Origin of the sequence: Pseudomonas sp. PSKL.D1 (assembly GCF_028898945.1) — a bacterium.
Classification (GTDB): Bacteria; Pseudomonadota; Gammaproteobacteria; order Pseudomonadales; family Pseudomonadaceae; genus Aquipseudomonas.
Genome location: NZ_CP118607.1, coordinates 3,967,223 through 3,980,916 on the forward strand (window position 1 = coordinate 3,967,223; position 13,694 = coordinate 3,980,916).

At 65.7% G+C, this 13,694-nt stretch carries 8 protein-coding genes (1 of these 8 cut by a window edge); 3 read left to right on the forward strand and 5 right to left on the reverse strand.

Features of this window, described 5'->3' with window-relative positions:
- Positions 1-5,889, reverse strand: the 5' portion of a protein-coding gene (locus PVV54_RS17525; protein WP_274906473.1) for a non-ribosomal peptide synthetase. 3,768 nt of this gene lie to the left of the window's left edge; 5,889 of the gene's 9,657 nt are visible here — the first part of the coding sequence; it begins with the start codon at positions 5,887-5,889; the stop codon falls past the left edge of the window.
- 187 nt (positions 5,890-6,076) lie between these two features.
- Here PVV54_RS17525 and PVV54_RS17530 point away from each other — a divergent pair, with 187 nt between their 5' ends.
- Together PVV54_RS17530 and PVV54_RS17535 are read left to right on the forward strand one after the other, a co-directional pair.
- Positions 6,077-7,198: a cupin-like domain-containing protein gene (locus PVV54_RS17530; RefSeq protein WP_274906474.1), complete on the forward strand. Its 1,122-nt coding sequence runs from the start codon at positions 6,077-6,079 to the stop codon at positions 7,196-7,198.
- Positions 7,199-7,269: 71 nt separating this feature from the next.
- Entirely contained in the window at positions 7,270-8,238 is a 969-nt protein-coding gene (locus PVV54_RS17535; RefSeq protein WP_274906475.1) for a siderophore-interacting protein, read from the forward strand.
- 41 nt (positions 8,239-8,279) lie between these two features.
- Here PVV54_RS17535 and PVV54_RS17540 read toward each other — a convergent pair whose 3' ends face one another.
- The 4 genes from PVV54_RS17540 to PVV54_RS17555 form a co-directional block, all read right to left on the reverse strand.
- Positions 8,280-9,671: an aspartate aminotransferase family protein gene (locus tag PVV54_RS17540; protein WP_274906476.1), complete on the reverse strand. Its 1,392-nt coding sequence runs from the start codon at positions 9,669-9,671 to the stop codon at positions 8,280-8,282.
- A gap of 109 nt (positions 9,672-9,780) precedes the next feature.
- Entirely contained in the window at positions 9,781-11,022 is a 1,242-nt protein-coding gene (locus tag PVV54_RS17545; protein ID WP_274906477.1) for a lipoprotein-releasing ABC transporter permease subunit, read from the reverse strand.
- Positions 11,023-11,061: 39 nt separating this feature from the next.
- Positions 11,062-11,745 carry a lipoprotein-releasing ABC transporter ATP-binding protein LolD gene (gene lolD, locus PVV54_RS17550; protein ID WP_274906478.1) on the reverse strand — a complete coding sequence of 228 codons (684 nt, stop codon included), beginning with the start codon at positions 11,743-11,745 and terminating at the stop codon, positions 11,062-11,064.
- Positions 11,746-11,752: 7 nt separating this feature from the next.
- A complete protein-coding gene (locus PVV54_RS17555) occupies positions 11,753-13,003 on the reverse strand; it encodes a lipoprotein-releasing ABC transporter permease subunit (protein WP_274906479.1) in 1,251 nt (416 codons plus the stop codon).
- Positions 13,004-13,096: 93 nt separating this feature from the next.
- Here PVV54_RS17555 and PVV54_RS17560 point away from each other — a divergent pair, with 93 nt between their 5' ends.
- Positions 13,097-13,681, forward strand: coding sequence for a PilZ domain-containing protein (locus PVV54_RS17560; protein ID WP_274906480.1), 585 nt, complete (start codon positions 13,097-13,099; stop codon positions 13,679-13,681).
- Positions 13,682-13,694: the final 13 nt, after the last annotated feature.

A 13,694-nucleotide genomic window follows, 5' to 3' on the forward strand; every position in this document is an offset into this window, starting at 1 on the left:
GCGCTGGCCACGGATCTTCACCTGATGGTCCAGGCGGCCCAGGTATTCCAGGGCGCCGTCGGCGCGGTAGCGCACCAGGTCACCGGTGCGGTACAGGCGTTCGCCATCACCCAGCGGGCTGGCCACGAAGCGCTCGGCGGTCAGCGCCGGGCGGCGGTGGTAACCGCGCGCCAGGCCCACGCCACCGAGGTACAACTCGCCGGCCACGCCGGGCACCACCGGTTGCAGCGCGGCGTCCAGCACGTGGGTTTGCAGGTTGGCGATCGGCCGGCCGATCGGCACGTTGTCGCTGCCCTCTTCCACGCAGGTCCAGTGCGTCACGTCGATGGCCGCCTCGGTCGGGCCGTACAGGTTGTACAGCGCCGCCTTCGGCAGACGGGCGAACACCTGGGCCTGGGCATCCAGCGGCAGCGCCTCGCCACTGCAGACGATGCGCCGCAGGCTGTGGCAACCGCCCAGGTCCGGCGACTGCAGGAACACCTGCAGCATCGACGGCACGAAGTGCAACGTGCTGACCGCATGCTGCTCGATCAGCTCGACCAGGCGCGCCGGGTCGCGGTGCGCTCCCGGCTCGGCGACCACCAGCTGCGCGCCGGTCATCAGCGGCCAGAAGAACTCCCACACCGACACGTCGAAGCTGAACGGCGTCTTCTGCAGCACCCGGTCGCCAGCGCCCAGGCCATAGGCCTGCTGCATCCAGTGCAGGCGGTTGGCCAGGGCCTGGTGGCGGTTGCCGGCACCCTTCGGCTTGCCGGTGGAACCCGAGGTGTAGATCACGTAGGCCAGGTGCTCCGGGGCCACGTCGACCTGTGGGTTGGCGCACTCGGCCAGCTCCGTTTCAGGCGCTTCCAGCAGCAGCGTCGGCAGCGTCGCCGGCACCGGCAGGCTCAAACCGCGCTGCTGCAGCAACAGCGCCATGCGGCTGTCGTCGATCATGTACGCCAGGCGCTCTTCGGGGTACTCCGGGTCCAGTGGCAGGTAGGCGCCACCCGCCTTGAGAATCGCCAGCAGGCCGATGACCATCTCCAGCGAGCGCTCGGCGGCGATGCCCACCAGCACATCCGGGCCAACACCACGGGCAATCAACTCATGGGCCAGGGCGTTGGCGGCAGTGTTCAGCTCGCGGTAGCTTAGCTGGCGGGCGCCGAACACCAGGGCGGTGGCTGCGGGGCTGCGCTCGACCTGCTGTTCGATCAGGCGGTGCACACGGTATTCGTCCGCATAGCGCTGGGCGGTGTCGTTCCAGGCCTGCAGGGTTTGCCGGGCGCTGGCGTCGAGCATTGGCAGCTCGCCGATGGCCTGGCTGGCATCGGCGACCATGCCACGCAGCAAGGCCTGCCAATGGCTGGCCAGGCGCTCAATGGTGCTGGCGTCGAACAGGTCGGCGGCATACACCAAGGCCACGGCGATGCCCTGTGGGGTCTCCAGGGTTTCCAGGGACAGCTCGAACTGCGCGCCGGCCCCCTCGAGCAACAACTCGCGGGCCTGCAACTGCGGCAGGCTGGTGCCGGTGGCGGTAGCACCCAGTGTGCTGAGGTGGTTGTACATCACCTGGAACAAAGGGTTCTGGTTCAGTGCGCGCTGCGGGTTGAGCACCTCCACCAGGCGGTCGAACGGCAGGTCCTGGTTGGCTTGGGCGCCCAGGGTCACCTCTTTGACCGCTTGCAACCACTGGCCAACGGCAAGCTCCGGCTGTGGGCACAGGCGCATCACCAAGGTGTTGACGAAGAAACCGACCACGCCCTCCAGCTCCTGGCTGTTGCGGTTGTTCACCGGCACACCGATGCGCAGGTCTTGCTGGCCACTGTGACGCTGCAACAGCAGGGCGAACGTGCCAAGGAACAACTGGAACAGCGTCACGCCCTGGCCCTGTGCCAGTTCGCGCACCTGCCGCTCCAGGTCCTGAGGCAGGCGCAGGTCGACGCGCCCGGCACGGTCACTGGCCTGAGCGTTGCGCGGGCGATCGGTGGGCAGCTCCAGTACCACCTGCTCGCCGCCCAGGCGCTCTACCCAGTAATCCTGCTGGCGCTGCATCTCGCCGTGCTCCAGCCACTGGCGCTGCCAATGGGCGTAGTCGGCGTACTGCACGGCCAGCGGCTGCAGGGCAGGCTCACGGCCGGCATTGAAGGCGCTGTAGAGCTCAACGAATTCGTGCACCAGCAGGCTCATCGACCAGCCGTCGGACGTGATGTGGTGCAGGGTCAGCACCAGCACCCACTCCTCGGCCGTACGCTCGATCACCTTGACCCGCATCAGCGGCCCTTGGTGCAGGTCGAACAGGCGGGTGATTTCCGCGCGCACCGCCAGTTCCAGTTGCGGCTGGCTGGCATCGGGCAGGACGGTCCATTGCAAGTCGACGCTGCTGGCCGGCTGCACCTGCTGATAGAGCAGGCCATCCTGCTGGGCGAAGGTGGTGCGCAGCGATTCGTGCCGGGCCAGCAAGGCATCCACCGCCTGTTGCAGGGCCTGGCGGTCGAGGTTGCCCTGCAGGCGTACGGCCAGCGGGGTGTGGTAGGCCGTGCTATGCGGTTGCAGGGTCCAGAACATCCACTGGCGCTGTTGGGCAAACGACGCGGGCAGGCGCTCGCTACGCGGCAATGCAGGGATTGCCCCTCGCTCGCGGTAACGCTCGCAGTGCGCCAGCGCTTCGGCCAGTTCACCCAGGTTGGCGCTGTCGAAGATGGCCCGCAGGGGCAGGTCCAGCCCCAACTGACGACGTACCCGCGAGACGATCTGCACGGCCAGCAGCGAATGGCCACCCAGGCTGAAGAAGTTGTCCTGCAACCCCACCTCCGGCACCTTGAGCACGTTCTCCCAGATGCTGGCCAACGCCAGTTGCTGCGTCGTCACAGGTGGCACATGCGCATGCGCCGTGCGCTCCAGGGTCGGCAGCGGCAGCGCGCGGCTGTCGAGCTTGCCGTTGGCGGTCAAGGGCATGGCCTCCAGCGCCAGGTAGAAGCTGGGCACCATGTATTCCGGCAGGCGTGTGGCCAGCCAGGCCTTGAGTTCCCCCTGCTGCGCCGTGCCATCAGCGTCGGCGTAAACGACGTAGGCCACCAACTGCGCCTCGCCAGCTTCTCCCACCAGCAGCACCGCAGCATCGCGCACCTGCGGCGCCGCGCGCAGCATCACCAGCACTTCCTCCAGGTCGATACGGTAGCCGCGCAGCTTGACCTGGCGATCGACCCGGCCAAGGAAGGCCAACTCACCACCGGCCAGACGGCGTACGCGGTCACCACTGCGGTACAGGCGTGCGCCCGGGGCACCGAACGGGTCGGGCACGAAGCGCTCGGCGGTCATGCCAGCGCGGCCATGGTAGCCGCGGGCCAGGGCGGCACCGCCGATGTACAGCTCGCCATGGCTGCCCGGCGCCTGCAACTGCAGGCCGGCGTCCAGCACGTGTGTGCTGAGGTTGGGCAAGGGTCGGCCCAGCACGATCGGGCTGCCGGCCGCGGTCAGGTTCTGCGTGAGCACGCCCACGGTGGTTTCGGTCGGGCCGTAGTGGTTGACGATATCGCAACGCCCCAGTGCACGCACCCGCTCGACCAACGCTTGGGAACAGGCCTCGCCGCCGACCACCAGGCAACGCTCCGGCAGTACCCGCTCCGGGTGCTCGGCGCCGAGCAGCGCCTCAAGGTGTGAAGGGACGATCTTCAGCACGTCAATGCCGTGGTTTTGCATGTAGTCACCAAAACGCAGCGGGTCGAGCGCGACATCCTGGGCGATGACATGCAGCACTCGCCCGGTGCACAGCGCGCCGAACAGCACGGTGTGGCCGAGGTCGGCCGCCAGGGTGGAAACCACGGCCATGCTGCCGGCGCCGTCCAGCGGCAGCGTCTGGGCAATGCCTTGCAGGTAGTTGCCGAGGGACGCATGGCTGACAGCCACGCCCTTGGCGGTGCCGGTGGAGCCGGAGGTGTAGATGACATAGGCCAGATGGCGGCCATCGACCTTGCGTTGCGGGCCCTGCGCGCTGTGCTCGGGGCGCGCGGGGTCGAGCAGCAGCGTGGTCACGCCTGGCACCTGTGGCAGGCTGGCCTGCAGCGCTTGCTGGGTCAGCAGCACGCCGATGCGGCTGTCTTCGATCATGTAGGCCAGGCGCGAAGCAGGAAATGCCGGATCAAGGGGCACATAGGCAGCGCCGGCTTTCCATACCGCCAGCAGGCCGATCACCATCTCCAGCGAACGCTGTGCCGCCAGGCCCACGCACACCTCTGCACCCACGCCCAGCTCCACCAACTGATGGGCCAGGGCATTGGCACGCGCATCCAGTTCACGGTAAGTGAGGCTGTGCCCGTCGAACACCAGCGCCTGGGCCTCGGGCACGCGACCCACCTGAGCTTCAAACTGCTCGAGGGCGGTGGGCGCCGCTGATGCCAAGCGGCCGTTGGCCTGCTCCAGCAGTTGCCCGGCCTGCTGCTCATCGAGCATCGGCAACTGGTCCAGCAACTGATTGCCGTCGCCAACCATGCCCCGCAGCAGTTGCTGCCAATGTTCGGCCATACGCGCGATGGTGGCGCTCTCGAACAGCTCACAGGCATAGGTCAGCGACGCGTGCAGCTTGCCGCCGCGCTCGAAGGTAGTCAGGGTCAGGTCGAACGGTGTCGAACGGCTGCTCCACTCCAGCGGGCGCAGCTCCAGGCCTTGCGCAACCGTCATCACCTCGACATCGGCGACATTCGGCAAGTGGTTGTACATCACCTGAAACAGCGGGTTATGGCTCAGGCTACGGTCCAGATCAAGCGCTTCCACCAACTGTTCAAAAGGCAGGTCCTGGTGGGCCTGGGCACCGGCGGCGGTCTGCTTGACGTCGGCCAGCAGGCTGGCTACCGATTGCTGGCCCTGCAAGCGGGTACGCAACACCTGGGTGTTGACGAAGAAACCGATCAACCCTTCCACCTCGGCACGGTTGCGGTTGGCAATAGGCACGCCGACGCGCACGTCGGTCTGGCCGCTGTGGCGGTAGAGCAGTACGTTGAACGCCGCGAGCAGGACCATGAACAGGGTGACGTTATGCTGGCGCGCCAGCGCCCGCAGTTGTTCTGCCAGCGCTTCGTCGATGACCAGCGCATGGCGCTCGCCACGCTGGCTGGCCACCGCCGGACGAGGGAAATCGGTGGCCAGTTCGAGCAAGGGGTGCTCGTCGCCCAGTTGCTCGCGCCAGTAGCCAAGCTGGCGCTCCTGCTCACCGGCCTCCAGCCATTTGCGCTGCCACAGGGCATAGTCCTGATACTGGATGGGCAAGGCCGGGAGTTCAGCCTCACGGCCTTGGGCAAAGGCTTGATAACTCTGGACGAACTCGTCGATCAGCACATTCATCGACCAACCATCGGCAACGATGTGATGCAGGGTCAACAGCAGCACATGTTCTTGCGCACCCAGCACCAACAGGGTGACGCGCAGCAGCGGGCCATTGGCCAGGTCGAACGGGCGCAGTGCCTCCTGCTCGGCCAGCTGGCGTACGCGCGCGCCCCGGGCCTCCTCGCTCAATGTCGACAAGTCCACCTGCTCGACTTGCAGCGCCTGCCCTGCGGGCACCTGACGCACCTGCCCGTCAACGTCCTCGGCGAACACCGTGCGCAGGGTCTGGTGGCGCGCCACCAGGGTGGCGAACGCACGCTCCAGGGCCGGCACATCCAGCGAGCCGCTCAGGTGCACGGCGCTTGGCAGGTTGTAGGCACCGCTGTGGCGGTCCAGCTGCCACAGGAACCACATGCGCTGCTGGGCATAGGAGAGGGCATGGCGATCATCGACTTCAACGTCGGCAGCGATCGGAAACTGGGAGAAGTCGATACGTTCAGCGCGCAGGCCGTCCAGGAACAGGCGGCGTTTTTCCACTGGCAGCTCAATGAACCGGCGGGCAAGCTTCAGGGACTTCTCGGCATTCATCTGCGATCTTCCATACAGTTGGGTATCGAGCGTTGGCTCGGCTATCCCTACGGGACGTAAGACGGCACGAAAAAATTAGCCGAACACGCGCCAGCGCTGGCAGCAGCCGCTTTAAAGGTGCAACGGCTAAATCGGCGGCGGCGCTGCTCGTTAACCCTGAACAACGAAAGACCGACAGGGGTTTACCGTGGACCTTCAGAGCATCCTCAGCAAGCTGTTCGCCAACGCCCATGCCGTGGGAATAGAAGGCGTGTACCAGTTCGTCTTCGGCCAGGACCGGGCGTTCTGGTCCGAGGTCCGCGAAAACAGCCGCACGGGCGCGGGCCGCCATGGTGCGCCAGATGTCACCATAGAAGTCGCCGAGCGCGACTTCCTCGGCATCATGGGCGGCACGGCCAACGTCGAGGAGCTGTTTGCCAGCGCGCGCCTCAAGATCACCGGCAACATGGGCTTGGCCACCCTGCTGCCGCAGATCATCAACAGTGCACGGCAAGGCGCGGCGGCCAGCAAGGTGGCGATGAACCAGCGCTACCCTACTCCGGCACGCATCAGCGAGCGGATCTCCGCGGCCCAGCCGGTACTGCGTGAAGTACCACGCATCAGCCGCGCGCAAATGCCCGTCGAGCGCTTTCGCCATGATTACCTGCCACAGGGCTTGCCGGTGGTGCTCAGTGATGCGCTGCAGGACTGGCCGCTGTTCACCATGGGCCGTGAGGCGTCGCTTGCACACTTCGCCGAACTGCAGGGCATCACTCGCCACGGCGACTACGTGAAAAAGACCTTCTCCACCGACCGCGACTTCCGCTCGACCTCCATGGCCGAGTTCATCGCCTCGCTGGACACCCCGGCCAAGCCAGGCGAAACCCCTGCCTACATGGGCAACAACATCGTGCCGGAAAAACTCCTGACGCTGATCCGCTTTCCGGATTACTTCGAGCGTTCGCGCTTCATCGCGCCACGTATCTGGATAGGCCCCAAGGGCACGCTGACCCCATTGCACCGCGACGACACCGACAACCTGTTTGCCCAGGTCTGGGGGCAGAAGTCGTTCATTCTGGCAGCGCCCCACCATCGCCCAGCCCTGGGCACCTGGTCGACCAGCCCCAAGGGTGGCCTGGACGGCTGTGACTTCAACCCGGATGCCGCGGACTACCAGCGCTTCCCAGCCGCTCGCGAGGTGCCATTCCTGCGTGTGGTACTGCAGGCCGGCGACTTGCTCTTCCTGCCTGAAGGCTGGTTCCACCAAGTGGAGTCGGTGTCCACTTCGCTGTCGGTGAACTTCTGGGTGAATTCCGGGCGCGGCTGGTGATGCCTGGGGGGCGGTAATTTGCACGGGCGTCTACTCGTTCATAGGGAAAGCCGCCTGCACGAGAACACCCCATGCCCAGCCCCGCCCGCATGACACAAACGCTCCAGCAAGGCCTGCGCCGCCTGATCGGCGGCCGCACGTCGGCCGCCACCGGCTACCGCGTGTTCGACCTGGCGCTCAGTCGCCGCATCAGCCTGAGCCCATCGCTCACCCGCCTGGTGTTCACCGGGCCCGACATTGCCGAAATGAACACCTTGGCACCCGACCAACGGGTGAAGCTGTTCTTCCCTGCTGCCGACGGCTCACTGCCGCGACTGCCCATCGACCAGCACTGGAAGGCGGCGCACAGCGCACTGCCGCCCGAGCGGCGCCCGCCCATGCGTACCTATACCATCCGCGCCCTGCACCGCGAGGCGCTGGAGGTGGAGGTGGATTTCGTCCTGCACGGCGTCAATGGCCCCGCATCAGCCTGGGCCACCCATGCCCAGGTCGGCGACTGCCTGCAAATGGTCGCGCCGAACCTGGCCTATACAGGTGACCCGGGTGGTTACGAGTGGAAGCCGCCGCACGGCTTGCGCAACGTGTTGCTGGTCGGCGACGAAACAGCCCTGCCGGCAATCACCGGCATTCTCGAACAGTTGGCCGATCAGCAGCCCGAGCTGGCGGTAGAGGCCTTCATCGAGGTGCCTCTGCAAGCCGATTGCCTGCCCCTGCGCCACAGCACCGCGACGCGCCTGCATTGGCTGCCCCGTGACATGCTGCAGTGCGAGCATGGCCAAGCCATGCAGCACGCCGTGCGTGAGCTGGCTACCCTGGCGCAGGGCAGCGCGACCATTAACGTAAAGCTGGAAGACGTGGATATCGAAACACGCATTCTGTGGGAAAAAGCCAGCACGCGCCGCAGCGCGTTCCATGCCTGGGTGGCGGGCGAGTCAGCGACGGTGATGGACATCCGCCGCCACCTGATCAAGGAGCGCGGGCTGCCACGTGAATGCCTGACACTGATGGGCTACTGGCGCGCCGGCCGGGCATTCGACTGACGGGCAAGGGCCGGGGGCCGCCTGGCGACCCCCGACACGGCTCAGACTGCCGCCGCCAGCGCGTCGGCAAAACGCTGCGCCACATCGTCGATCTGCTGCGCACTGATGATCAACGGCGGCAAGAAGCGCACCACCGCGCCATGACGCCCGCCCAGCTCCAGGATCAACCCGCGCTTGAGGCATTCACGCTGCACTTTGGGCGCCAGTTCACGATTGGCCGCCGGATGCCCCAGCGCATCACGCGAGCCTTGCGGGTCGACCAGCTCCACGCCCAGCATCAGGCCACGCCCACGGATATCACCCAGTTGCGGGTAGTCGCGCTGCAGGTGCTGCAGGTGCCCGCGCAAGCGCTGGCCCATGGCCTCTGCGTGGTCGGCCAGGCGGTGCTCGACCAGGTAATTGATCACCGCCGAACCTGCGGCCATGGCCATCTGGTTACCGCGGAACGTGCCGGCATGGGCGCCCGGCTTCCAGGTGTCGAGCCAGTCGCGGTACACCACCACCGCCAGCGGCAGGCTGCCACCGATGGCTTTGGACAAGGTAACCACATCCGGCACGATGCCCGCATGCTCGAAGGCGAACATGCGCCCGGTGCGGGCAAAGCCACTCTGGATTTCATCGACGATCAGCGCCACGCCGGCCTGCTCGGTGATGCGGCGCACGCCCTTGAGCCACTCGATGTCAGCCGGGATCACCCCGCCCTCGCCCTGCACCACTTCCAGAATCACCGCGGCGGGCAGCGGCACACCGCTTTCCGGGTCGAGCAACAGGTTTTCAAGGTAATGCAGGTTGGCCTTGACCCCGGCCTCGCCGCCCAACCCGAACGGGCAACGATAGTCGTAGGGGTACGGCATGAACTGCACGCCGCTAGCCAGCAAGGCGCCCAGCGGCTGCTTGGGCGAATGGCTGCCCATCAGGCTCAGCGCGCCCTGGCTCATGCCATGGTAGGCGCCCTGGAAGGCCAGCACGGTGCTGCGCCCGGTGGCGCTGCGCACCAGCTTGAGCGCGGCCTCCACGGCATCGGTGCCGGTCGGGCCGCAGAACTGCACCTTGGCCTCGCGGCGCAGCGCTTCGGGCAGCACGCCAAACAGGTCCTGAACGAAGCGGTCCTTGACCGGGGTGGTCAGGTCGAGGGTGTGCAACGGCAGCTCATCGGCCAGCACGCGCTGGATGGCTTCGACCACCACCGGGTGGTTATGGCCCAGGGCCAGAGTACCGGCACCGGCCAGGCAGTCGATGAACTGGCGGCCTTCGACGTCTTCGACGTAAATGCCACGGGCGCGCTTGAGCGCCAGCGGGATGCGGCGCGGGTAGCTGCGGGCGTTGGATTCCTGTTGCTGCTGGCGCTGCAGCAACGGCGAGTCGGTGAATTCGTACAGCGGCTGCGGCGCACTGGCCGGCAGGGCCTGGGCAAGGCTGGAAGCGGTGGACATGGGCGAATCCTCGCAAGCAAGCGAATGTGCGGGTGTTTGTCGCTTGAAAAACGCTTGAGTGCGAGGGGGATTTAGCCGTTGTCGTGGGATTTTTTCCGCGTTGCCAGCCTTAAACCGCCAACCCGATTGCCGGCTGCACCTGCGACGCCCGGTACGCCGGGTAAATGGTCGCCAAAAAGCTCATCACCAGCCCTGCCGTGCAAATGATCGCCACATCGCCCCACTGCAACTGGGACGGCAGGCTGCTGATGAAATACACATCCGAGGTAAAGATGTGCTGCCCGCTCACGCGCTCCAGCCAGCCGACGATCTGGCTGACGTTGAGCGCTGCAATCACCCCGAGCACACCACCGATCAAGGTGCCGACGATGCCGATCAGGCTGCCCTGCACCATGAACGTCCCCATGATCTGCGCCGGGGTGGCGCCCAGGGTACGCAGGATGGCAATGTCCGGCCCTTTGTCGTTCACCACCATCACCAACGTGGCGATGATGTTGAAGGCCGCCACCGCGATGATCATCAGCAGCAGCAGGCCGATCATGGTCTTTTCCATTTTCATGGCGCTGAACAGGCTGCCCTGGGTGTGCGACCAGTCATCGGCCCGGTAGGCATCGCCCAGGCCGGCAACAATGGCCTTGGACACCTGCGGGGCGGCATACAGGTCGTGCAGCTTCAGCCGCACACCCTGCACCTGGCCCGGCGCCCAGCGCTGCATTTCGGCGGCATCGGCCATGTGGATGTAAGCCTGCGAGCCATCCAGCTCGGCCCCGACCTTGAAGATACCGACCACCGTCAGGCGCTGCATACGCGGGGTAATACCGCCCGGTTCCTTGCTGATTTCCGGCACGATCAACGTCAGCTTGTCGCCCGTGTTGAGGCGGAAGCGGCGCGCTGTCAGTTCACCGATCACCACGCCGTATTCGCCCGGCTCCAGCGCCTGCAGGTTGCCCTGGACGATGTGCTGGCCGACGATGGACACCTTGCCCTCTTCGGCCGGGTCAATACCACTGACCTGAATCGGCTGCATCGCCCCCTTGTACGAAAGCATGCCTTCCATCTCGGTAATCGGCGCAGCCGCCATCACCGCCGGGTTCTTCAGGGCCGCGTCCGCGGTGGCGCGCCAGTCATCCAGCGGTTGCACGCCCAGGATGGCCGCGTGGGGCACCAGGCCAAGAATGCGCGAGCTCATTTCGCGCTGGAAGCCATTCATCACCGACAGCACCACGATCATCGCCAGCACGCCAAGGGACAGGCCGATCATCGAGGTCATCGAAATGAACGAGATGAAATGGTTGCGGCGCTTGGCACGGGTGTAACGGGCACCGATGAACAAGGGCAAGGGTCTGAACATGTACGAAAACACCCAATGAATATGTGGGAGCGAACCGGCTCAGATGGCGACCAGGTGGCCGTCGTCGAGCTTCAGTACGCGGTCCATCTGACGCGCCAGGTTGAGGTCGTGGGTGACCACCAGGAACGCGGTGCGCGAGGCGCTGGACAGCTCCTGCATCAGCTCCTGGATACCTTGCGCGGTGTGATGGTCAAGGTTGCCGGTGGGCTCATCGAGCATCACCAGGCCCGGGCGGTTGACCAGGGCGCGGGCAATGGCCACACGCTGGCGCTCGCCACCGGACAGCTCGGCCGGCTTGTGGTGCAGGCGATGGCCAAGGCCGACGCGCTTGAGCAGCGCCTCGGCGCGCTCCTTGGCCTCGGGGATGGCGGTGCGGCCGATCAGCAGCGGCATGCACACGTTCTCCATGGCGGTGAACTCCGGCAAGAGGTGGTGGAACTGGTACACAAAGCCCAATTCACGGTTGCGCAGCAAGCCACGGGCGCGTTCGCCCAGCGCCGACAATTCTTCACCGGCCAGCCACACGCTGCCCTGGGTGGGCCGGTCCAGGCCGCCCAGCAGGTTGAGCAAAGTACTTTTGCCCGAGCCCGAACTGCCCACGATGGCTACGCGCTCACCGGCATGCAGCTCAAGGTTAAGCCCGGCCAGCACCTGCACCGACTCCGGGCCCTCGTCGTAAGATTTGCCCAGGTTGCGGCAACTCAGAACGGCTTTATCACTCATGCGCGACTCACTCATAACGTAGCGCCTCTGCAGGCTGGGTGCGGGCCGCACGCCAGGCCGGGTACAGGGTGGCGAAGAAACTCAGGACCAGCGCCGCACCACAGACCATGTACACGTCCTGGGCCTGGATCTGCGACGGCAGGTAATCGATGAAATACACATCGGCATTGAGGAACTTGTGGCCAATCAGCTTCTCGATGCCGGCGATTACCGCGCTCACATTCAGCGCGGCGATGATCCCGACCACGGCGCCGATCAAGGTGCCGATCACCCCGATCACCGTGCCCTGAACCATGAATATGGCCATGATCTGCCCGGGCGTGGCGCCCAGGGTACGCAGGATGGCAATGTCGCCACGCTTGTCGTTGACCACCATCACCAGGGTGGAAATGATGTTGAACGCCGCCACCGCCACGATCAGCAACAGCAGCAGGCCGATCATGGCCTTTTCCATGCGGATGGCCTGGTACAGGTTGCCGTGGGTACGGGTCCAGTCGCGGCTGTAGTATTCCTGGTCACCCAGCTGCTGGGCGATGCTCCAGGCCACGCGCGGCGCCTGGAACAGGTCGTCGAACTTCAGGCGCAGGCCCTGCACCTGGTCGGGCTTCCAGCGGTGCAGGCGCGACAGGTCGGTGATGTTGGTCAGGCCCAGGTAGCCGTCGATTTCGCCGGCGCCCACGTGGAAGGTGCCCACCACGGTGAAGCGCTTCATGCGCGGGAACATGCCGGCCGGCGTGACGCTGACCTCGGGGGCGACGAAGGTCAGCTTGTCGCCGATGGCCACGCCCAGCTTGGCGGCGGCCTTGTCGCCGATCATGATGCCCCACTCGCCCGGCGCCAGCTGGTCGAGCCGGCCCTGCTGGATGAAGTTGTCGATGATCGACACATCGCGCTCGCGGGCCGGGTCGATGCCGTTGAGCAGCACCTTCTGCACCTTGCCATCGTGCGTCAGCAGGCCCTGCATCTGGGTGTAGGGCGCAACCGCCAGCACCTGCGGATTCTGCTTTACTTGTTGGGCAAGGGTAGGCCAGTCGTTGATCGGCTGGCCGCTCTCCAGCGTGGCATGGGGAATCATCCCCAGCACGCGGGTGCGCATCTCGTGGTCGAAACCGTTCATCACCGAGAGCACCACGATCATCACCACCACGCCCAGGGCGAGGCCGATCATCGAGGTCAGGGAAATGAACGAGACGAAGTGATTACGGCGTTTGGCACGGGTGTAACGCGTACCAATGAATGCGAAAAGAGGTCTGAACATGTCGGGGCTTGTTCGGATGAAAGGGAACGTCCTTGTGGCGAGGCGCCTACGGCGGCTTTACACTCGGACCACCGCCGCTACCATGGGTTCGCCATGACGACATTAGACGAAGAAGATCGCCGCGAATACTACCGCATCGAAGACCAGATCGCACTGGAAATCAACCCCTTGAGCGCGGCCGAAGCCCTTGAAACAGAACTGTTGCAGGATGATTCGCCGCTGTTCAACCTGCTCAGCGAGCTGCACCTGTCCGACTTCGAGTCGCAGCACCTGCTGCGCCAGCTGAGCGAGAAGGACCGCACGCTGGCGGCCTTCCTGCGCGCGCAGAACAAGCGCCTCGACCTGCTGAGCGCCGTGGTGGCGCACACGCTGATCGGCGAGATCGGCCAGCCCCAACGCGTGGTCATCTCCGAAGGCGGCCTGTTTTTCGCCCAGAAGCAGCCGATCGAGCCCGGCACCCGGGTAAAAGTGAAAATGGTGCTGATGCCCCGTGCCCACGGCTTGCTTCTGCGCGCGCGCGTCACCCACTGCGACCCGCGCGAGGATGGCGACTTCGAGGTGGGCACCGAATTCACCGACATGACCGACGCCCAGCGCCAACTGCTGGCCCGCTACATCCTGCAGCGCCAACAGCAGCAACGGCGCCAGCAACTGGAACAGAACGACCCAGCCCTCTGATTTGAAGGAACGA